The sequence below is a fragment of the Streptomyces sp. NPDC050211 genome (assembly GCF_040656035.1).
In the GTDB taxonomy this organism is placed as follows: domain Bacteria; phylum Actinomycetota; class Actinomycetes; order Streptomycetales; family Streptomycetaceae; genus Streptomyces.
Genome location: NZ_JBFALC010000008.1, coordinates 77,960 through 98,393, shown reverse-complemented (window position 1 = coordinate 98,393; position 20,434 = coordinate 77,960). Strand labels below are relative to the sequence as shown.

The 20,434-nt window shown below is 71.1% G+C and carries 16 protein-coding genes; 8 read left to right on the top strand and 8 right to left on the bottom strand.

The window, feature by feature from the left end:
• Nucleotides 1-123: 123 nt before the first annotated feature.
• The 4 genes from AB0I98_RS11040 to AB0I98_RS11025 all read left to right on the top strand — a co-directional run bounded on the left by AB0I98_RS11040 (nucleotide 124) and on the right by AB0I98_RS11025 (nucleotide 6,127).
• Complete coding sequence (locus AB0I98_RS11040) at nucleotides 124-1,092, top strand: glycosyltransferase family 2 protein (protein ID WP_362938566.1); 969 nt, start codon at nucleotides 124-126, stop codon at nucleotides 1,090-1,092.
• Complete coding sequence (locus AB0I98_RS11035) at nucleotides 1,083-2,480, top strand: polysialyltransferase family glycosyltransferase (RefSeq protein ID WP_362938563.1); 1,398 nt, start codon at nucleotides 1,083-1,085, stop codon at nucleotides 2,478-2,480. The genes AB0I98_RS11040 and AB0I98_RS11035 overlap by 10 nt, the downstream gene beginning before the upstream one ends.
• Before the next feature lie 95 nt (nucleotides 2,481-2,575).
• On the top strand, nucleotides 2,576-4,654 hold the full coding sequence (locus AB0I98_RS11030) for an arabinofuranosyltransferase (RefSeq protein WP_362938560.1): 2,079 nt from the start codon (nucleotides 2,576-2,578) through the stop codon (nucleotides 4,652-4,654).
• Nucleotides 4,655-4,828: 174 nt separating this feature from the next.
• On the top strand, nucleotides 4,829-6,127 hold the full coding sequence (locus AB0I98_RS11025; protein ID WP_362938557.1) for an ArsB/NhaD family transporter: 1,299 nt from the start codon (nucleotides 4,829-4,831) through the stop codon (nucleotides 6,125-6,127).
• A gap of 18 nt (nucleotides 6,128-6,145) precedes the next feature.
• On the opposite strand, the gene AB0I98_RS11020 is transcribed toward AB0I98_RS11025, so the two are convergent.
• The 8 genes from AB0I98_RS11020 to AB0I98_RS10985 all read right to left on the bottom strand — a co-directional run bounded on the left by AB0I98_RS11020 (nucleotide 6,146) and on the right by AB0I98_RS10985 (nucleotide 13,761).
• Nucleotides 6,146-6,892 (bottom strand): DUF4142 domain-containing protein, encoded by a 747-nt coding sequence (locus tag AB0I98_RS11020; RefSeq protein WP_362938554.1) that lies wholly within the window; start codon nucleotides 6,890-6,892, stop codon nucleotides 6,146-6,148.
• Between the two features lie 112 nt (nucleotides 6,893-7,004).
• Nucleotides 7,005-7,481, bottom strand: coding sequence for a CBS domain-containing protein (locus tag AB0I98_RS11015; protein WP_362938551.1), 477 nt, complete (start codon nucleotides 7,479-7,481; stop codon nucleotides 7,005-7,007).
• Between the two features lie 105 nt (nucleotides 7,482-7,586).
• Nucleotides 7,587-8,645: a helix-turn-helix domain-containing protein gene (locus AB0I98_RS11010; protein WP_362938548.1), complete on the bottom strand. Its 1,059-nt coding sequence runs from the start codon at nucleotides 8,643-8,645 to the stop codon at nucleotides 7,587-7,589.
• 226 nt (nucleotides 8,646-8,871) lie between these two features.
• Complete coding sequence (locus tag AB0I98_RS11005; protein WP_362938546.1) at nucleotides 8,872-9,531, bottom strand: DUF305 domain-containing protein; 660 nt, start codon at nucleotides 9,529-9,531, stop codon at nucleotides 8,872-8,874.
• A 96-nt stretch (nucleotides 9,532-9,627) separates the two neighbouring features.
• Nucleotides 9,628-10,056 carry a hypothetical protein gene (locus AB0I98_RS11000; protein WP_362938543.1) on the bottom strand — a complete coding sequence of 143 codons (429 nt, stop codon included), beginning with the start codon at nucleotides 10,054-10,056 and terminating at the stop codon, nucleotides 9,628-9,630.
• A gap of 59 nt (nucleotides 10,057-10,115) precedes the next feature.
• Nucleotides 10,116-11,162, bottom strand: coding sequence for an ABC transporter ATP-binding protein (locus AB0I98_RS10995; RefSeq protein ID WP_362938540.1), 1,047 nt, complete (start codon nucleotides 11,160-11,162; stop codon nucleotides 10,116-10,118).
• Complete coding sequence (locus AB0I98_RS10990) at nucleotides 11,159-12,727, bottom strand: iron ABC transporter permease (RefSeq protein WP_362938537.1); 1,569 nt, start codon at nucleotides 12,725-12,727, stop codon at nucleotides 11,159-11,161. The genes AB0I98_RS10995 and AB0I98_RS10990 overlap by 4 nt, the downstream gene beginning before the upstream one ends.
• Before the next feature lie 14 nt (nucleotides 12,728-12,741).
• The gene (locus tag AB0I98_RS10985) at nucleotides 12,742-13,761 is read right to left on the bottom strand and encodes an iron ABC transporter substrate-binding protein (RefSeq protein WP_362938534.1); all 1,020 of its coding nucleotides are present in this window, start codon (nucleotides 13,759-13,761) and stop codon (nucleotides 12,742-12,744) included.
• Between the two features lie 267 nt (nucleotides 13,762-14,028).
• Here AB0I98_RS10985 and AB0I98_RS10980 point away from each other — a divergent pair, with 267 nt between their 5' ends.
• The 4 genes from AB0I98_RS10980 to AB0I98_RS10965 all read left to right on the top strand — a co-directional run bounded on the left by AB0I98_RS10980 (nucleotide 14,029) and on the right by AB0I98_RS10965 (nucleotide 20,402).
• Nucleotides 14,029-16,617: an AMP-binding protein gene (locus tag AB0I98_RS10980; RefSeq protein ID WP_362938531.1), complete on the top strand. Its 2,589-nt coding sequence runs from the start codon at nucleotides 14,029-14,031 to the stop codon at nucleotides 16,615-16,617.
• 63 nt (nucleotides 16,618-16,680) lie between these two features.
• Complete coding sequence (locus AB0I98_RS10975; protein ID WP_362938528.1) at nucleotides 16,681-17,904, top strand: cytochrome P450; 1,224 nt, start codon at nucleotides 16,681-16,683, stop codon at nucleotides 17,902-17,904.
• A 204-nt stretch (nucleotides 17,905-18,108) separates the two neighbouring features.
• Nucleotides 18,109-18,750 carry a choice-of-anchor M domain-containing protein gene (locus AB0I98_RS10970; RefSeq protein ID WP_362938525.1) on the top strand — a complete coding sequence of 214 codons (642 nt, stop codon included), beginning with the start codon at nucleotides 18,109-18,111 and terminating at the stop codon, nucleotides 18,748-18,750.
• A 50-nt stretch (nucleotides 18,751-18,800) separates the two neighbouring features.
• Nucleotides 18,801-20,402, top strand: a complete 1,602-nt coding sequence (locus tag AB0I98_RS10965; protein ID WP_362938522.1) for a choice-of-anchor M domain-containing protein — start codon at nucleotides 18,801-18,803, stop codon at nucleotides 20,400-20,402.
• The last annotated feature ends 32 nt before the right edge of the window (nucleotides 20,403-20,434 follow it).

Here is a 20,434-nt window from a genome sequence, read left to right as displayed (position 1 = left end):
TCTGCCGGCCCTTACGGCACCCCGCGCAAGTTCCCCCGAATGCCTCAGTCCAGGTAACCCCCTCACTCCGGTGGCCGTTTGAAAGCGGTACTTCCCTTGAATCAAGGAGCTCCCGAGAGCCCCATGAAACTCACCTCCGTGGTCATCAGCCACAACGTCGCCGACTATCTCCCCGACTGCCTGGGCTCGCTGCGCCGGAACACCGGCCCGGACATCGAGTACGTCTTCGTCGACGACCACTCCACCGACGGCTCCCGCACCCTGCTGGAGCAGGCCGTCGCCCGCATCCCCAACAGCCGGCTCGTCGTCCACCCGCAGAACCGGGGCGCCTCCGCCGCCCGCAACACCGGGATCGACGAGGCACGCGGCGCGTACGTCACCTTCCTCGACGGCGACGACTGGCTGGCGCCCGGCTACTACCCCCGGCTCGCCGAGGCCTGCACCCGGCTCGGCACCGACTTCGTCCGCGTCGACCATCTGCGCGCCCAGGGCAAGAGGCGCACGCTGCAGAGGGCGCCGGAGAGCAGGCGCGGGGTGCCGATCCCGTCGGTCGAGGGCATCGGCGAGGAGAACCGGGAGACCATGGCCGACTACGTCAACGCATGGTCGGGCGGCTTCCGCACCGGGCTGCGGGAGAGCGGGCTGCTGTACTTCGACACCTCGCTCAGGACGTGCGAGGACCGGCTGTGGAACTGGCGGCTGCATCTGCACACCCGGACGTTCGCGGTGGTGGGCCTCGCGGGGCTCTTCTACCGCAGGGACGTCGGCGGCTCCCTCACCAGCGTCGGTGACGACCGGCAGCTCGACTTCCTCCCGGCCTCCCAGCGGATCATCGAGGAGGCCCTCGCCCACTGCACGGACCGGAGCGTGCACCGCAAGGCCGTACGCACCCTGCTCGGCCTCACGCACTTCCACCTCAAGCGGACCGACCGGCTCGACAAGCGGGTGGCCAGACAGTTCCCCGGGCGGTACCGGGCGCTGGCCGCGTCCCTGCCGCAGGACCTGCTCCGCGAAGTCCTCGACGGCATGGACGACCAGCGCAGATCCGACCTGACCGCCCTCTACCGTCCGAGGAAGACCGCGTGCCCCTGAACGTCCCCGTTCCCACGGAGCCCTGTGATCCCGTCCCGGTCCAGCTCGTCGAAGCCTCCACGCTCTACGGCCTCGCCACGGTCTGCGCGGCCCTCGCACAGGGCCTGCTGCCGCTCGCGGAGGGCGGCAGGCGGCTGCTGGTGACGTCCACCAACACCACCGTCCCCGAGGCCCAGCCGCCGTGGGAGGAGCTGCCCGGCTTCGCCCACCTGGCGACGTACTTCGACGCGATCGTCTCCTGGAACGACACGATCTTCCCCAACCACCCCTCGGTCTGGTCGCCCCGCCCCGAGGACCGCACGCTGTTCGAGCAGGCGCTGCGCCGCTCCTGGGGGATCGCCCCCGACGCCCCCGTCGAACTGGTCGCCGAGTCGGTCCAGTCCCCGCCCTCCCTCACTCTGGCCCGCCTCTTCGCCGACGCGACCCTGCACGTCTACGCCGACGGCCTGATGAGCTACGGCCCCCTGCGCACCCGCCTGGAACAGCAGGTCCTGCGCCGCGTCGGCCGGTTCGTCTACCCGGAGCTGGTCCCCGGCCTGCGCCCGCACCTGCTCGACGAGTGGCCCGGCGCCGAGCACCACCCGCTGCCCCCCGACGCACTGCGCCGCACGCTCACCGTCCTCGCCGACGCCGCCAAGGACGAACTGGAAGCGGTACGCGAACTGCCCCAGGGCGGCGCCCTGTTGCTCGGCCAGTACCTCGCCGAGGCCGGCATCCTCAGCGCCGCCGAGGAGGACGCCCTGCACCGCGACATACTGCGCGAGGCGGTACGGGGCGGCGCCGGGTCGATCCTCTTCAAGCCGCACCCCAGCGCACCGCGCCGGCACGCCGAGTCCCTCCGCGGGGAAGCCGCCCGCGCCGGTGTCCCCCTGCACGTCGTCGACCTCCCCGTCCTCGCCGAGGTGCTCTACGAACGGCTCCGCCCGGACGTCGTCCTCGGCTGCTTCTCCACGGCCCTGTTCACCGCCAACACGGTGTACGGCATCCCCGCGGTGCGCGTCGGCACGGACCTCGTCCTGCGCCGCCTGAAGCCGTATGAGAACAGCAACCGCATCCCGCTGGTCATCGCCGACAGCGTGCTGCCCGGACCCGGGGCCGTCGAGGCACGGGGTGAGGTGCAGGGGCTGGTGGCGACCGTCTCGTTCTGCATGCAGCCCATTGCCTACGCCCATCTGCGGCCCGTCGCCGAGGAGTTGCTGTCGGCCGGCCGCTCCAAGGCCGTCGCCGGCCGGTACATGGGCCTGCTCCGGCTCACCAGACTCCGCCTCCCGGGCGGCCTTCCCGCAGCCCGCCTCCTGCTCCCGCTGGCCAGGACCTCGTTCATCAACCGACACCGCGCGACCCTCGCCCGGCTGGCACGCAGCGCACGCGGGACGGCGATCCGGTGACCGCTCACCGGGAAGGGGGCCAGGGAGAGCAGCAGGACGAGGGCGCGATGCCCGCCGGGCGGGGGCGAGTTGAGGGTGTGCGGGACGGTGGTTGGGTGATCGCTCGCCACGAGCGCGTTCGGGAGGCGCAGGAAGGCGCGCGGGTGATCGCTCGGCAGGGGTGGGCCGAGGAAGGGGCGGAGGACGGGGCGTTGATCGCTCCGGTTGCGGCGTTGATCGGTGGGCAGGGATCGGCGGGGCGTCCCGCTCCGTCCCCCGCACCGCCGCGGATGGGGCGGCGGCGTCCCACCGCCGGCCGGTTCGCCGTCGAGCTCGTCCTCGGGGCGGGCATCGCGATCTGCGTGAGTCTCGGCATCCAGTACGTCGTACCGCGGCTGCCGCTGCCCGAACCGTCGCTGCTGCCGACCATCCTGACCACGCTGACCACGACGGCCGTGGTGGTCCTCCTCGCCCTGTCGGTGCCGGCCGCCGGACGGGGCGGCATGGCCGTACGCGGGCTTCTCCACTGGTCCGGCTACGCGCTGGTCTCCGCGCTGCCCACCCTCCTCCTCGCCCTCCCGCTGCACGGCACCCGCTGGTTCCTCGGCGGGCTCGCCTCGGACAACCAGTTCCGTGTCGAGTACCTCACCCGCCTCACCGACTCGCCCGCCCTGGCCGACATCGCCTACCGGGACGTACCGCCGCTGTACCCGCCCGGCTGGTTCTGGACCGGCGGCCGGATCGCCGCGCTGCTGGGCTGGGACGCGTGGGCCGCCTTCAAGCCGCTGTGCATCACCTCGGCCGCGCTCGCGGCGGCGGTGACGCTGGCGCTGTGGCGGCTGCTCGTGCCGCCCCGGATCGCCGTACTGCTGGCGACGGCGACCGTGATGGCCGCCTTTGTCGAGCCGTCCCTCGGTGTCCGCGAGCCGTATGCCTGGCTGGTCGGCTCCGCGCTGGCGCCGCTCACGGTGGTCGCGCTGAAGCTGCTGCGGGCGCCCGCAGTCCGCCCGTGGCCGCTGCTGGCGTTCGGCGTCGCGGTGGGCGCGGCCGTGCTGACGTACACGCTGCTCGCCGCCTTCTGGGTGTTCACGCTCATCGCGATGGTGGTGGCCCTGCTGCTGCACAGGCCGCGGCGGTGGCGCACGCTGCTCGCACGGGTCGCGCTCGCGGGGATCGCGGCGGCACCGTCGGCGGCCGTGATCCTGCTGCCGTACGAACTGGCCGGACGCGCAGCCGGAGGGTCCCCGGACACGACGGCGCTGAAATTCACTCCCTACCAGCAGTTGACGTATCTGCTGCCGATGACGGAGATCACGCCGGGCGGACTGCTGTGCCTGGCCGGCACGGTCTGGCTGGTCGTCCGCTGCCGCACCCGGCCCGTGGCAGCGGGGCTGCTCGCGCTGGTCGCCGGATGCTACGCCTGGTGCGTGCTGTCCCATCTGGCCATCGCGCTCGGCACCACGCTCCTGTCCTTCCGCGTCCATCCGGTCCTGCTCGTCGCACTCCACTGCGCGGGCGTCCTCGCCCTGTGGGACCTGCTGCGGACCGTGCGCAGACGGCACCCCGCGCAGGCCCGGACTGCCACCGGCGCCCTGGCCGTCGTCGCGGCGGTCTTCACCGTCGCCGCCGTCCAGCACGCGCAGAGCGCGCTGGGCCGCGAGGTCGACCTGGCCTACCGGCAGAGCTACCCCCTGGACGACGGCACGGCCCCCTCCCGCACGGCACGCGTCCGGCACCCCGGCACCGAGGACCTGTGGATCCGCCCCCTGGTCCGCGCGATCGCCCGCGGCACCGGCAGGCAGCCGCACGACCTGACCGTCCTGACGGACCATCACCGGCTGCTGTCCGTCGAGCCGTACTGGGCCTATGTCGCCATGACGCCCGGCTACTCCAACCCCCAGGCACGGCACGAGAAGCGCAACGCGGAGGTAAGGCGCTGGCTCGCCGCCCGGGACGCGGACGACTTCGCGCGGCGGCTGCACTCGGGCCGCTTCCCGGCGCCGGACGTGTTCGTCCTGCGGCAGACCGACACCGGCTACGGCCTCTACCTGTTCCGCCACAACTTCCCCCGCGTCCCGGTGACCCGGTCCTCGGAGGTCGTCTTCCCCGTCGACTTCTTCCCGCCGGGGCGCTTCCTGCGGCAGGACGTCGGGCCGTACACCGTGATCACTCGGTACGGCGGCCGGTCCGGGTGAGAACGGTGTGCGGCCGGGCGCGGTCGACCTGTTAACGACGCGTCAAGGGCCGGTAGGGTTCACAGCGGTGTGCCGGGAAGCCTGGTCGGCGAGCAGAAGCAGTCTGTCTTCCGATCGGTGGTGACCCGTCATGGCGCGTGCGTCGATGCCCGTCCACGAGCCCCCGGCGGCGCCGTGAACGACTGGCACAGCTGGGCCGCGCTCGTCGTGTTCGTCGGCGCGTACTCCCTGATCATCAGCGAGAAGATCCATCGGGTCGCGGTGGCCCTGGGCGGCGCGGGCCTGATGCTCGCGATCGGCGCCACCGACGATGTCACGGCGTTCTACTCCGAGGACGCCGGCATCGACTGGAACGTCATCTTCCTGCTGATGGGCATGATGATGATCGTCGGCGTGCTGAAGAAGACCGGCATGTTCGAGTACCTGGCCATCTGGGCGGTGAAGCGGGCGCGCGCCCGGCCCTACCGGGTGATGGCCATGCTCGTCGTCATCACCGCGATCGCCTCGGCCCTGCTCGACAACGTCACCACGGTCCTGCTCATCGCCCCGGTCACCCTGCTGGTCTGCGAGCGCCTCGGCCTGCCCGCCGCCCCGTTCCTGATCGCCGAGGTGTTCGCGTCCAACATCGGCGGCACCGCGACCCTCGTCGGCGACCCGCCCAACATCATCATCGCCAGCCGGGCCGGCCTCACCTTCAACGACTTCCTGATCCACCTCGCCCCGCTGTCCGCGGTCCTGATACTGATCCTCCTGCTGCTGTGCCGCGTGCTGTTCCGCAAGTCCTTCGTGTACGACGAGGACCGCGCCGCCGAGATCATGGAGCTGGAGGAGCGGGAGGCCATCAGGGACCCGCGGCTGCTGATCCAGGGTCTCGTCGTCCTCCTCCTGGTGGTCGCCGGGTTCGTCCTGCACCCCGTACTGCACTACGAGCCCAGCGTCGTCGCCCTGCTCGGCGCCGGGCTGCTCATCGCCGTCTCCGCGGTCGAGACCGGTGACGTCCTCGCCGAGGTCGAATGGCCCACGCTGGCCTTCTTCGCGGGCCTGTTCGTGATGATCGGCGGGCTCATCGACACGGGCGTCATCGACGAGGTGTCCGGCGCGCTGGCCGACGTGATCGGCACCAACGAACTCGCCGGTTCCATGATCATGGTGAGCGCGTCCGCGGTACTGTCCGGGGTCGTCGACAACATCCCGTACGTCGCCACCATGGCCCCCATCACCGCCGACCTCGTGCACAACATGGGCGGCGCCGGCGACCACGTCATGTGGTGGGCGCTCGCCCTGGGCGCCGACCTCGGCGGCAACGCCACCGCCATCGGCGCCTCGGCCAACGTCGTCGTGCTCGGCATCGCCGAACGCAACCGACAGCCCATCTCCTTCTGGCAGTTCACCAAGTACGGCCTCGTCGTCACGGCCGTCACGGTCGTGGTGGCGATGGCGTATGTGTGGCTGCGGTACTTCGGGTGGGGATAGGCGTGGGGTGCGTGGGCGTCACTTCACGGTCGGGCTGGGGGACGGGGTGGGCGCGGACGTCTGGAGGTCCAGGCCCGGGGGCTTCGTGAGGGCGACGATCGGTGCGCCGGGCTGGGGCGGCGGCGGGGTGGTCTGGTCCTGGGGGAGCTTGGGCGGGCTCGTCTGCTGGAAGAGGGCCTGGTCGAAGTTGACCATTTCGGTCTTCTCCAGGACCGAGATGTGGTCGAGGACGGTGTCGTTGGTCAGGTCGGCGAGCTGACGGACCAGCGAGTTCTTGGTGTTGGCGCGGATCTGGGCCACCACCGGGAAGATCCGCCCATGGGCGGTCCGCATGATGTTGACCGCGGTGGTGTCGAACTGCTTGCCGGTCTCGGCCTGGGAGGTCGCCACGAACTGCTGCTGCTGCGGGCTGGGCTGGTTGGGCAGCGTGATGCCCAGCTCGGGCGCGATCTTGCGGCACATTTCGTCGAGCCCGGAGTGCCCGACGACCAGGTGCTCGCCGGCCTCCTTCATCGCCGGGGTCGTCCCGCGCTCCATCGCCATCATGCCGAGCGGGTACTCCCACAGCCCGGCCGCGCGCACCGCGACCACAAAGGACCGGTCCGCCTCGGTGAGCGGACCGTAGGGGGTGTTCGCGATGATGCGATCCTGCGAGCTGGACGTGTTCTCGATCCCGAGCATCGCGGGATACGCGAGTGCGGCGAGGGTCAGACTCAAAGCACCGCCGACGAAGACGGTTCCGACCCTGTTGCGCGACAGGCGCATCGTGCCTCCTGATGTGACCGGACCTGACACCAGGAAGTACGGACCAGAGGCGCCGTCCAATCAGTGTCCCGAGTAAAAGTCACGCAGTGAGCACGTGGCGTACGTCACACCCTCACGTGCCGCTGGATGTACCGGCCGTCGCGAGGAGCTCATGGAGGAGGTGCGAGGCGGTGATCACGCCCAGGAGATGGGTCCCGTCCTTCGCCTTCTCCACCACCGCCACCACCGGGCTGCGGACCTGGGCCATCAGCGCTGCCACCTCCAGCGCGGTGTCGTCGGGGTCCGCGATCGGGGGAGGCGCCGCCTTGCTGGGCAGGCATTCCCCGACTCGACGGCCGACCAGCGCCTGACACAGCCGGTCGGCGTGCTTCTCGTCGACGACCGCGGCGAGTGTCGGGTCCTCCAGCACATACGCCGGAACCAGCACCTTGATCATCTGGGACGCCGGCAGGATCGCCTTCGGCTCACCGCGCTCGTCGAGCACCAGCAGCCCCGGCAACTTGTGCTCGGCCATCAGCCGTGCCGCCTCCAGGGCGTCACTGTCAACGCTCACCGTCTCGTATCCGACCGCCAGGTCACGTGCGCGCACGACGGGCTCCTCATATGCGTCTGCGTCTCTGACATGAAACATACGCGGGGAGTGTGGGTGAGGGAGGGCCGAGGAGACGGGGTGCGGTGCGTGCCCGTGCCCGGGTCAGAGATCCTTCGCCGGCCAGTCCAGCAGGCGGGCGCCGATGACCGCGGTCTGGAGCATGTAGCGGTGGGCCGGGTCCGCGGGGTCGGCGCCGGTGAGCTGGTGGATGCGGGCCAGGCGGTACGTCAGGGCCCGCACGCTCAGTGAGAGACGGCGGGCGGCCTCGGCGGCGACGCAGCCGGAGTCGAAGTAGGCGGTGAGGGTGTCCAGGAGGGGCTCACCGCCGCCGCGGGCGGCGGTGAGCGGGCCGAGGGTCCCGAGAACCAGGTCGGCCATGGCCTGCCGGTCGCGGGTGAGGACGGGGTAGACGAGCAGGTCGGCGGCGCGCAGGACGGGCTCGCCGAGGTCGAGGCGGTCGGCGAGTTCGAGGACGCCCAGGGCTTCCTCGTACGAGTGGACGACGCCACCCGGGCCGGACTGGGGGCGGCCGATGGCGACGCGTCCGCCGTCGGTGGCGGCATGGGCCTGTTTGGCGAAGTGGGTGAGGACGTCGTCCTGGTCGCCGGGCGCGATGCACAGCATGCGCCCGTCCTTGGTGGTGAGCAGGATGCTGCGATCGCCGAAGCGGGCGATGAGTGCCCGCTCCACCTGTCGGGGCACCGGGTCGCCCTCGTCGTAGGCGCCGGCCCCCTGGGCGACGGCGACGGCGTGGGCGTGCGAGAGGCGCAGACCGAACCGTTCGGCGCGTTCGGCCAGCCGGCCCAGGTCGCTGCGGCCGTAGAGCAGATCGTCGATGAACTCACGGCGGGCGGCCTCCTCCTGCCGTACGGCGAGCCGCTGCGCACGCTCGTAGCCCTCGGCGAACGCGTCCACCGCCTGCTGCATCGCCGCAAGCACACTGTCGGCCGAGCCGGGGGTGCCGGGCCAGGCGGCGCGGGTGGCGGCCAGGTGCGCCCCGACGAGCGCGCGCAGTCCGTGCCCGGCCTCCGCGGACTGTTCCCCCAACGCCCGCCGCGACTCGATCTCGTCCCGGCTCAGCCGGCGGCCGGTGGCGGCGACATCGGCCAGGATCCTGGCGTACCCGATCAGATACTTCTCGGGTATCTCCTGCGCCGACATCCCGTCCCCCGGTTCCCTTCCTTGATGCCCCGGTGACGGTTTGTTAGCGGCTCACCGGCACGCAGACCCTAGTGAACACTGCCGGACATCGGCAATGCGCGGTCGTGCCCCCGGCGTGCAGGATGGGCGCGGGGAGCACCACGGATCGGCTCCGGTTCCGGACACCGGCAGGTGTCCGGAACCGGAGCCGAGAGGGTGGTGAGCGGCAGTCAGCCGGTGACGCGGATCAGAGCCGGTCGACGATGCCCTGGAGCTGCTCGACCTCGGCGGACTGACCCTTGACGATGGCGTCTGCCATCTTCTTGGCGTCGGCGTTCTTGCCGTTCTTCTGCTCGTCCTCGGCCGTGGTGATCGCGCCGTCGTGGTGCTCGATCATCATCTGGGCGAACATCTTGTCGAACTCCGCGCCCTTCATGGCCTTGAGGTCTGCCATGCCCTGCTCGGACATCATGCCGTCCATGCCCGAGCCGCCGGAGTGGTCCATTCCCTCCATGGACTCCGCCGCGGTCGGCTTGTTCCAGGACTCCAGCCAGCCCTTCATCGTCTGGATCTCGGGGTCCTGGGCCTCCTCGATCTTCCCGGCGATGTCCTTGATCTCCGCGTCGGAGGCACGGCCGTCGGCCAGTTCGGCCATCTCCAGGGCCTGCTCGTGGTGCGGGATCATCATCTGGGCGAACATGACGTCCGCGTCGTTGAAGTCGCCGGCCTTGGCCCCGGCCTCGGCGGTCGCCGTGGCCGAGGAGCTGCCGCTGCCGTGGTCCATGCCGCTCATGTCGTCGCCGTCGCCGCCGCAGGCGGAGAGCAGCAGGGCTCCCGCCGTGACGATGCCGACGGCCGTGATGTGGCGGGCGGGCTTGCGGCGCAGGGCGCGCGTGAAGGCAGTCATGGTGGATCTCACCTCGTGTTGTCGGTTCTCTGGCTGTGTGGGCGTACGCGAGATCGCGGGGCCGCGCGTGATGCGCGCCCGCGAGGGCGTAGCGGCCTATTGCCGCAGAACCGACAACTGGGTCAGATCAGGTGCGCGAGAGGGTGGAGCGGGGCGCCGCAGGACGGGTGCCTGGGCGAGAACGTCCGCCAGGCAGCCCGGACTGCGGGCGAGCGCCGATCGCAGCATTGCGACCAGCATCCAGGCGGCGAAGAGGACCGCCACGCACAGCGAGGCCATGTCCATGGCCATGAGCGGCATATCCGCGGACGCCGGCTGCACAGGGTCCGCCTGCATCGGGTCCGCCTGCGCCGGATCCATCGCCGCCGACGTGTGGGACCCGGTATCCATCGCCGAGACGGACGAGTGGGATGACTCGTCCGGATGCCCCACGGTGTGCATCACGAACACGCCGAGCGCGAGCACGACGACGAGCAGCAGGTGCCCCAGGGCGCCTCCTGCTCGTACGCAACGGCTCACGTGCACTGCGGGGCCTCCTTCGTCGTCGACACTACATACGGCACTCACGCGCCCCGTACTCAACGTCACGGATGCAGGACGGCTTCTCCCTTGACCCGGATTCCGGTGCGGTCACCGGGCTGTACGGCCACAGGGCCGGGCGCCCGGATGTCCACGGGGTCGTCCAGGCCGTCGACTGTCACGGTGACCATGGCGTCGTGGCCGTAGAAGCGCACGTCGGTGACGGTGCCGCCGGCCGGTGCGGAGGCGGGTTCGGTGAGTTCCAGTTGCTCCGGGCGCAGCAGCACGGTGCCGGAACCCGTAGGTGCGCTCGCGTCCGTGGCGACCGGGATGGTGCCCAGCGCGGTGTCCGCGGTGGCGTCGCCGAGGGCGGTGGCCCGGAGCAGGACCGCGTCGCCGACGAAGCCGGCGACCCAGGGGTCGGCCGGGCGCCGGTAGACCTGTTGGGGGGTGTCGCACTGGGCCACGCGGCCGTCGCGGACGACGGCGACGAGGTCGGCGGTGGACAGGGCCTCCTGCTGGTCGTGGGTGACCAGGACGGCGGTGGCGCCGCTGAGCCGCAGGGCGGTGCGGACGTCGGCGCGAACTCCGGCGCGCAGGGCGCTGTCCAGGGCGTTGAACGGCTCGTCCAGCAGGACCAGTGCCGGGCGGGGTGCCAGGGCGCGGGCCAGGGCGATGCGTTGCTGCTGGCCGCCGGACAACTCGTGGGGCATCCGGTCGCCGTAGCCGGCCAGTCCGACCAGGTCCAGCATCTCCTCCGTACGGTGTCTGCGCGCGGTCCGGTCGAGGCCGGTCAGGCCGAAGGCGACGTTGCGGGCCACGCTCAAGTGCGGGAAGAGCGCGCCTTCTTGGGGGACGATGCCGATGCGGCGCCGCTCCGGGGGCAACTGAACGCCGGGGCCGGTCAGGACGCGTCCGCCGACGGTGACGCTGCCCGCGTCGGCGCGCAGGAAGCCCGCGATGATGCGCAGCAGGGTGGTCTTGCCGCACCCCGAGGGGCCGAGCACCGCGGCCAGGGCGCCGCCGGGGACGGTGAGGTCGAGTCCGTCGAGGACGGGCGGGGCGTGCGGCCCGTAGGACTTGGTCAGTCCCTCAATGCGCAGTTCGGTCATGTGCGGTGCCTGCCGAGGAGGTAGGAGGGGATCGCGGCCAGCAGGATCAGGGCGGCGGCGTAGGGGGCCGCGGCGGCGTAGGAAGCGGTGCCGGTCTCGGTCCACAGGCGGGTGGCCAGGGTGTCCATGCCGGTGGGGCGCAGCAGGAGGGTGGCGGGGAGTTCCTTCATGCAGACCACGAAGGTGAGCGCGGCTCCCGCCGCCACGCCGGGCGCGGCCAGCGGCACGGTGACCTCGCGCAGGACCCGCCAGGGCCCGCGGCCCAACGACCGTGCCACGTCCTCGAGTCCGGGCGGTGCCTGGAGCACGGCGGCCCGTGTGGCGGCGACCGCGACGGGCAGGAACAGGACGGCGTACGCGCCGACCAGCAGCGGGAGTTCCTGGTACAGCGGGTGGGCGTAGCGCACGGCGAAGAAGACGAGCGACAGGGCGATGGTGATGCCCGGCAGGGCGTGGCCCGCGTACGCGGCCTGTTCCAGCAGATGGGCTGCCCGGCCCCGGTGACGGGCGGCGATCACCCCGATGGGCAGGGCGAGCAGGGTGGTCAGCGCGGCGCCCGCGGCGGCGACGCCGAGCGTGGCCGTGGCGGTCTCGGTGAGGCGGGCCGGGTCCCAGGTCGCCGAGTTGCCGACGAACAGCCAGTAGCCGAGCGTGGCGAGCGGGAACGCGATGGCGGCGGCCGTGACGGCGCCGCACCAACTCAGCGACGGCACAAGCCACTTCCCCAAGGGGGCGGGATCCGCCGGGCGTGCGGTTCCCGTGCCGGTTCGCGCGTACCCGGCCCGACCGCGCGTACGTGCCTCGGCTGCGACCAGGGCCACCGTGAGCACCACCAGCACAACGCTCAGTGCAGCGGCCGGGGTTCGGTCGAAGGACGCCCGGTACGAGGTGTAGATGCCGCGGGTGAAGGTGTCGTACCGCATCAGCGAGACCGCGCCGAAGTCGGAGAACACGTACAGCGCCACCAGGACCGCGCCGCCGGCGGCGGCCGGGCGCAGTTGCGGGAGGGTGACGCGCCAGAAGGTGCGCAGCGGCCCGAGGCCGAGCGAGCGGGCGGCCTCCTCCTGCGCGGGGTCGGTACGGCGCAGCGCGGCGGCGACCGGCAGATGGACGTACGGGAAGCTCACCAGGGTCAGCGACAGGGCGGAGCCGGTGAAGCCGGCCAGGTGCGGGGCGGCGGACAGCCAGGCGAAGGCGGCGACGTAGCTCGGCACGGCCAGCGGCAGGGTCACCAGCACCGCCCAGCCGCGCGCCCACGGCAGGTTCGTACGGGTGGTCAGCCAGGCCAGCGAGACGCCGAGGACCAGACAGGCCGCCACCACGACCGCGGCCAGGGCGATGCTGCGGCCGAGCAGCTGGGCGGCGCGTTCGGTGGTGACGATGCTCCAGGCGTAGCCCGGCCCGCGTTCCAGGGCGCGCACGCAGAGGTAGACGAGCGGGAGCAGCGCGAACGCGGCGGCCACCGTCGCCGGAAGGCCCAGCGCCCACGGCACCCGCCCGGCCGGGCGGTGCCGCGGGACCGGGCGGGTGCGGGAGTCCTTCGTGACGGACGTACCCGTCTCCATCGGCTGACCGGGCCTCAGACCAGTCCGGCTTCCTGGAGCATGGCCAGTGTCTCCTTGAGCGAGTCCAGCTCGCCGAGGTTGATCTCGGGTGCCTGGAGAGAGTCGAGCGCGGGCAGGCCCTCCGCCGGAGCGACACCGGCGGCCAGCGGGTACTCCTTGGTCTCGTCGGCGAAGTACGTCTGGGCCTCTTCGCCGAGCAGGAAGTCCGCCGCCTGCTGCGCGTAGTCGGCCTCCTTCTTGTCGGCGCCCTTCAGCAGGCCGACCCCGGCGACGTTGACCAGGCCGCCCGGGTCGCCGTCGGGCAGGAAGTGGAGCTTGGCGGTGAGCTTGCCCTCGCCCTCCTCCGCAGCCTTCTCGTACCAGTAGTAGTGGTTGATCAGGCCGAGAGAGACCTCGCCGGAGTCCACGGCCTCGAGGATCTCGGTGTTCTTCTCGTAAGCCTTCGGGGAGTTGGCCTTGAAGCCCTTCAGCCAGTCGCGGGTGGCGTCGTCGCCCTCCAGGACCCGCATGCCGGTGACGAACGCCTGGAAGGAGGCGTTGTTCGGCGCGAACCCGACGCGGCCCTTCCACTCCGGCTCGGTCAACGCCTGCACGCTGTCCGGGGGCGTGGGGGCCTTGCCCGGGTGGTACGCGAGGACCCGGACGCGCCCGGAGACGCCGACCCAGTCGCCTTCACCGCCCCGGTAGGCCGTGTCGACCTTGTCGAGCGTCGGCTGCGGAAGTGCCGTCAGGACACCTTCCTTCGACAGGGCGCCGAGGGCACCCGCGTCCTGCGAGAAGAACAGTCCGGCCTCGGTCTTGTCGCCCTCCTCCAGGATCTGGGCGGCCAGTTCGGCGCTGTCGCCGTACCGCACCTCGACGTTGGCGTCGAGCTTCTTCTCCAGCTTCTCCAGCAGCGGTTCGACCAGGTCCTCGTTGCGACCGGAGTAGATGACCAGGTCGGCCGGCTCGTCGCTGCACGCCGCGAGGGCCGGGGCGAGCAGGCCGAGGGCGAGGAGCGGTACGGCGAGACGTCTGGCCGAGGGGCGTCGCATGGTGAAGCCTTCCTGACATGGCTCACCTCCGGGGCCGGACAACGCGCCGTGGAGACGGGGAGGGAGAGCGAGCGGGGAGCGGGGAGCGGTGCCGCGAAGGAACCTGTGAACGCCCTATGAATAAGGTAAAGCTAACCTCATCGTCAAGAACGGCTTAATAACGGCGGTTGTCCAGCCTTCCGGATGCGCCCCTGTGAGCCCGCCATGCACTCCTTGTGATGTTTCTGTGTCTTTCCTTTTAGGTTAGGCATACCTAATACTTCGCCTGTGCTCATCCCCTCCGACCTGCTCCCAGGCGTGCCCGGCGCCATCTCGCCGCTGTTCGCCAGACGCCTCGCCGCACACGGCGACCGCGTCGCCCTGCTGACTCCGGACAGCGAACTGACGTACGGCCAACTGGCCGAAAAGGTCGCCCAGATGGTCACACGCCTCGGAGCCCGGCGACGCCTGGTGCTGCTCGCCGGTGCCAACACGGCCGACGCCCTCATCGCCTACCTCGCCGCACTCTCAGCCGGCCACCCGGTCCTGCTGGTCCCCGGCGACAACGACGAAGCCGTGCAGTCCCTGACCGCCGCATACGACCCGGACGTCGTGATCCGCGCCGACCCTTCGGGGAACTGGCGCCTCGACGAACGGCGTGCCGCCTCCGCCCACGAACTCCACCCGGACCTCGCCCTGCTGCTGAGCACCTCCGGCTCCACCGGATCGCCCAAGCTGGTCCGGCTGTCGTACGAGAACCTGCAGGCCAACGCCGAGTCCATCGCCACGTACCTGGACATCAGCCAGGCCGACCGCGCCGCCACCACCCTGCCCATGCACTACTGCTACGGCCTGTCCGTCATCAACAGCCACCTGCTGCGCGGCGCCGCCCTGATCCTCACCGACCGCTCCGTCGCCGACGACGGCTTCTGGGACCTCTTCCGCGCCGCACACGGCACCACCTTCGCCGCCGTCCCCTACACCTTCGACCTGCTGGACCGGACCGGCTTCGCCGACCTGCGCCTGCCCCACCTGCGCTGCATCACCCAGGCAGGCGGTCGGCTCGCCCCCGAACGGGTCAGCCACTACGCCGAGTTGGGCCGACGCGACGGCTGGGACCTGTACGTGATGTACGGCCAGACCGAGGCCACCGCCCGCATGGCCTACCTGCCTCCACACCTCGCCGCCACGCACCCGGAGACGATCGGCGTCCCCATACCCGGCGGCTCCTTCCACCTGGAACCCCACCCGGACTGGCCGGGTCAGGACACCGGCGAACTGGTCTACGCGGGCCCGAACGTCATGCTCGGCTACGCCGAACACCCCACCGACCTCGCACTGGGCCGCACGATCCAAGCTCTCCACACCGGCGACATCGCCCGTCGCACTCCGGACGGGTTGTACGAAATAGTCGGCCGCAGCAGCCATTTCGCGAAGATCCTGGGCCTGCGGATCGCTCCGGACCGTGTCGAGGGGCTGCTGCACCGGCACGGCTTCAGCGCCCTGTGCGCCGGCGCCGACGACACCCTGGTGGTCGCCGTAGCGGGTGGGAGCGACACCGACGCGGGCCGTGCGCGACGCCTCGTGACCGGTGAGTTCGGGCTCCCGCCCCGGGCGGTCGCCGTCCACGTCCTGCCCGAACTGCCCCGGCTGCCCACGGGCAAGGCCGACTATGAGGCCGTACGCAATCTCGGCGGTGCACCCACGCCGAGGCCGGATGAACAGCCGTCGGACCTGGTCCAGTTGTACGCCGACATCCTCGACCGCGCGGACGTCACGGAGAACAGCAGCTTCGTGTCGCTGGGCGGCGACTCACTGTCGTATGTCGAGATGTCGCTCAACTTGGAGCAGGCGCTCGGCCATCTGCCCCCCGACTGGCACACCAGACCCATACGCGACCTCCGCTCGCCGGAGCCCGCCGAGTCCGCACCGGGGAAGGGCTCACGCAGACGACGCACCCTGGAGACCGGCATCGCGCTGCGTGCCGCGGCCATCGTCATGATCGTCGGCTCGCACATCCACGTCTTCTACGTCAAGGGCGGCGCCCACCTGCTGCTGGCGGTCGCGGGCTACAACCTCGCCCGCTTCCACCTCACCCCCTCCGCCGAGCGCCGCGAACGCGTCCGGCACGGACTGCGCAGCCTCGCCCGCATCGTCCTGCCCAGCCTGGCCTGGATCGCCCTCGTCCTGCCGCTCACCGACGACTACGGCCTCACCAACCTCGTCCTGCTGCACAGCGTCCTCGGGCCGCACGACAGCGAGACGGCCATGCACTTCTGGTTCATCGAGGCGCTCACCTACATCCTGGTGGCCGCCATCGCCCTGCTGAGCCTGCGCGTCGTGGACCGCGCCGAACGACGCTTCCCGTTCGCCCTCCCCATGACGATCGCGGCCCTCGGGCTCCTCACCCGCTACGACCTCTTCGGCCTGCGCGACCGGATCCACGTCCCCTCGGCAGCCGTGGTCTTCTGGCTCTTCGCGCTGGGCTGGGCCGCGGCGAAGGCGGACACCACCCGGCAGCGGATGCTGGTGACCGTGGCCGCGGTGGCCACGATTCCCGGCTTCTTCCCCGGCGAGCCGTTCCGGGACGCGGTCATCACGGCCGGCTTCGTGCTCCTGGTGTGGGTCCGCAGCCTGCCGAGCCTGGGGCGGGTCAACACCGTGGCGGGCGTACTGGCGAGCAGCTCGCTGTACATCTACCTGACCCACTGGCAGATCTTCCCCCTGATCGACGACGTCTCCGGATGGCTGGCGCTGCTCGCCTCACTCCTGTTCGGCATCGGATACGCCGCGGTGGCCAACCGGACGATGCGACGACTGTCGGGCCTGCGGGCGCGGCGCCGACGCCAAGGGGCGGCGGGGGAGGCATCCAAGTAGGGGCGATGCGACGGAAAATTACGATCAGACAGATGCGCTCCCCTACATCGCTAGCCTGGGCCTATGCACACCCACGCGTCGCCCGCGTCCATGCTGTCCGCCCTGAGGCCCCGGACCCAAGTACGGCTCTACGACTTCTACAAGGAACTGCGGAGCACCGACGATCTTTTCTGGGACCGCCGCCTGGACGCCTGGATCGCGACCAGCCATGAGGTGGTCAGCAGCACCGCCGGTGACCCGCGGTTCTCCTCGGTGCGCTATCCCGACATCGAGGCCGTCTCCGAGGAACTGCGGCCGCTGGCCCGGGTCCTGAGCCGGCAGATGCTCTACAGCGACGCCCCCGATCACTCCCGGCTGCGTGCCCTGATCAGCAGAGCCTTCACTCCCCGGGCAGTGGCGGCGCTCCGCGACCAGATCTCCGGGGCTGTCGAGCAGATCATCACCCGAGCGGCGCCGACCGGGCGGATGGACATCGTCGAGGACCTCGCCCGCCCCCTGCCGCTGACCGTCATCTGCGATCTCCTCGGTGTGCCGGAACAGGACCGACCCACCCTCTCCTCCTGGTCGGACCCGGTCGCCGCGGCCATCGGCAGTTCCCGGCTCGACGCCGACGACAGCCACGCCGCCTCGCAGAGCATGGCCCGCATGCTCGCCTACCTCCGCGAACTCCTCACCCGCCAGGACTCCCCGCCCGCACCCCACACCCTGCGCGCACTGCTGACCACGCAGGCCGAGAACGCCGACCGGGACTTCGACGAACTCCTCGCCAACTGCGCCCTGCTCCTGATCGCCGGCCACGAGACCACCACCCACTTCATCGGCAATGCCGCTCTCGCCCTGCTGCGCCACCCGCAGGCAGCCGACCAGCTGCGCCGCCGGACCGACCTCATCCCCGCCGCGGTCGAGGAACTCCTGCGCTACGACAGCCCGGTGCAGCTGATGCTGCGCCGGGCGCGGCACGACCTGGATCTGGCGGGCCGCTCCATCGCCGCCGGGCAGGTGGTGCTCCTCGTGTGCGGTGCCGCCAACCGGGATCCGGCCGCTTTCCCGGATCCGGACGTGCTGGACTTCCAGCGGCCCGGCGGACGGCACGTCGCCTTCGGGTACGGGCCCCATTTCTGCCTCGGCGCGGCACTGGCCCGGTTGGAGGGCACCATCGTCCTGGAAGCGCTCCTCACCCGGCTCCCCGGCCTGAGGCTCGACGGCACCGAGCCGCAGTGGCAGCGCAGCCTCAACTTCCGTGGACTGACCCGCCTGGACGTTGCCTTCACCCCTGTCGTCGCGTGATCACCCCGAAGCCGTCCGCGATCTCCTCGTTGGCCTGGAAGTCCCGGATCATCGTGGTGCGGCCCGTGAACAAAGCCGCATAGTCGGCTCCGCCCGGCCAACTGTCACACAGGTATGCGCCAATCTCATTGCCCCTCTTTATGAAAACGATTATCGTCTTATTCGTGCCCGTGCGGGCATGAACATGACCCAGGGGGGTTTCTTTTGCGTACCCGCAGACGCCTGCTGACCGTCACCGGTATCGCCGCCGCCGCGCTCGCCACGGCCGGCCTCAACTCATCCGCCTTCGCCGCCACCACGCTGAGCAGCGGCCACGTCGACGTCCTCGACGCCGAGTGGGACGGCTCCGACCTGCACCTGCACGTCCACGACGAGGAGACCGAGACCGAGTACGAGCCCGCGGACGTCACGCTGGCCGTACCGGCGGCGGCGAAGGTCGCCAACCCGGGCCACGGCTGGCTGGGTTCGGGCAGCCAGATCTGGCTGCTGCCGGACACCGAGGCCGCCGCCGACGCGGCCGGGGTGCTGTTCCCGGGCATCTCCGCCGAGCACCTGACCACGGGTGTGTTCGCCAACAACACCATCAGCTACCGCCTCGTCAGCGCCACCCGCAACGGCGCCACGACCGAGGACTTCAGCGTCTACTCCGGCGGCACCCGCTGGTACGACAGCAACACCGCCACCACCTCCTTCAAGTCCAGGAACTTCGCCGTCGGTGCCCACAACCACGCCAACTGGGCCTTCGAAGAGGCCGGTACCTACCAGCTCACGTTCAGGGTCCAGGGCACGGTGAGCGGCGTGACCGAGTCGGCCACCGCGACGTACACCGTCGTCGTCAGCTCGTGATGCGGGCCCTGACGCGCGACAGACGTGCCTTTACCGGTGCGGCGCTCATCGTGGCGACCGGGGTGCTCCTGAGCGCGGCAGGGCTGGTCGCCGGCGGCAGCGGGGCAGCCCGCGCCGCCGGCGACGCCGTCGTGCTCGACGAGGGCGAACTCGACCTCACGCCCCGACTGGTCGACGGCAAGCTGGAGTTGCAGATCGACGACCGCGGCGGCGACTCCACGGTCGTACGGGAGACGTCCGAAGTCGTGCTGCACGCCGGACCGGCGACCAAGGAAGACCTCATCGGCCCGGCCTATCCGATCCTGGGCGACACACTGCTCTCCGCCTACTTCTTCAACGGCTGGGAGAACGCGGGGCAGATCTTCGCGCCCGAACCGGGCTGGAACGGCACCGAGGCGGGCGCGGACACCGAGGTCCGCCTCGCGGGTTTCGAGGGACCGGGGCGCTTCGCGATGTACACGTACACGCGCGAGATGGACGGCAACGACGAGAGCCCGGTGCAGCACCTCAACAGCGGTGACAGCGCCCACAGCGCGTTCACGCTGGCCAAGGACGAGGAACGGGCCGTGCCCACCTGGGGCTTCACCGAGGAAGGCGTCTACCGCCTGACCCTCACGGTGACCAGCGGCGGTTCCACCGACACCGAGACGCTGGCCGTGGTCGTCGGCGACGACGTCGACCCGGCCGACGTCCTGCCCGGCGACGGCTCCACCCCGACGCCCTCGACGCCCCCCACGTCCACGACTCCCTCGCCCTCGACGCCCACCGCACCGGCCGCCCACGTCATCGACAACGGCCACCTCGATCTGGCCGCCCGCCCGGTGGACGGCTCGCTGCAGTTCCAGATCAAGGAGGGCACGGCCCACAACCCCGCGTGGCACGAGCCCGACGAAGTCGTCCTGCATGTGAAACCGGGCGCCCGCCGGAAGATCACCGAGGGGTACGAGTTCCTGGGCCCGGTCGGCGACCCGGTCTGGTGGCTGCCCATCCAGCAACTCGACGGTCTCATCTGGCCCGGCTGGAGCACCGACCAGTTCAAGAGCTCCGAGATCGACGGCCGCGTCGCCTTCCGGCTCGACGCCGTCCAGGGCCCGGGTGCGCTGAGCATCTTCACCGAGAGTTCGGTCGGCGCGGTGACCATGCACGCCCACAGCGGGGACGGTCTGCCGGACACCTTCGACCTGTCCGTACCGACCCACCGTCACACCGTGTGGACCTTCGCGCAGGAAGGCGTCTACCGCACGACGTTCGCCGTCAGCGCCACACTCGCCGACGGCACGAAGGTCAGCGACACGGAGACCATCGCCTGGGTGGTCGGGGACGACGTGGACCCGTCGACCGTGACGCCGGGTACGGGCGACGAGCCGACGGCGACGCCCACGACCACCCCGTCGCAGTCGGCCTCCACGTCACCGACCGCGACCGCGTCCCCGTCGGCGTCGGCGTCCGCGACCGGCTCGGCGAGTGCCTCGCCCTCGGCGACGGACCCGGGCTTCGCCACTTCCGGAACCGGCGGCAGCGGCACCTCGACGACCGGCGGACTCGCCTCCACCGGTGCGCAGGTCGCCGTGATCGGAGGCATCGCCGTTCTCGCCCTGCTGGTGGGCGGCGGCGCGGTGCTCTTCGTACGACGGCGCCGTACCGCCCAGTGAAAGCCCCGCGTACGACGGACCGGCGCCCGCCC

Excerpts from the sequence above, each read along its gene's own strand:
- AB0I98_RS10985 (WP_362938534.1), bottom strand. The coding sequence starts at position 13,761 with ATGCGACGCCCCTCGGCCAGACGTCTCGCCGTACCGCTCCTCGCCCTC.
- AB0I98_RS10990 (WP_362938537.1), bottom strand. The coding sequence starts at position 12,727 with ATGGAGACGGGTACGTCCGTCACGAAGGACTCCCGCACCCGCCCGGTC.
- AB0I98_RS11020 (WP_362938554.1), bottom strand. The coding sequence starts at position 6,892 with ATGCGCCTGTCGCGCAACAGGGTCGGAACCGTCTTCGTCGGCGGTGCT.
- AB0I98_RS11010 (WP_362938548.1), bottom strand. The coding sequence starts at position 8,645 with ATGTCGGCGCAGGAGATACCCGAGAAGTATCTGATCGGGTACGCCAGG.
- AB0I98_RS11005 (WP_362938546.1), bottom strand. The coding sequence starts at position 9,531 with ATGACTGCCTTCACGCGCGCCCTGCGCCGCAAGCCCGCCCGCCACATC.
- AB0I98_RS10975 (WP_362938528.1), top strand. The coding sequence starts at position 16,681 with ATGCACACCCACGCGTCGCCCGCGTCCATGCTGTCCGCCCTGAGGCCC.
- AB0I98_RS11040 (WP_362938566.1), top strand. The coding sequence starts at position 124 with ATGAAACTCACCTCCGTGGTCATCAGCCACAACGTCGCCGACTATCTC.
- AB0I98_RS10995 (WP_362938540.1), bottom strand. The coding sequence starts at position 11,162 with ATGACCGAACTGCGCATTGAGGGACTGACCAAGTCCTACGGGCCGCAC.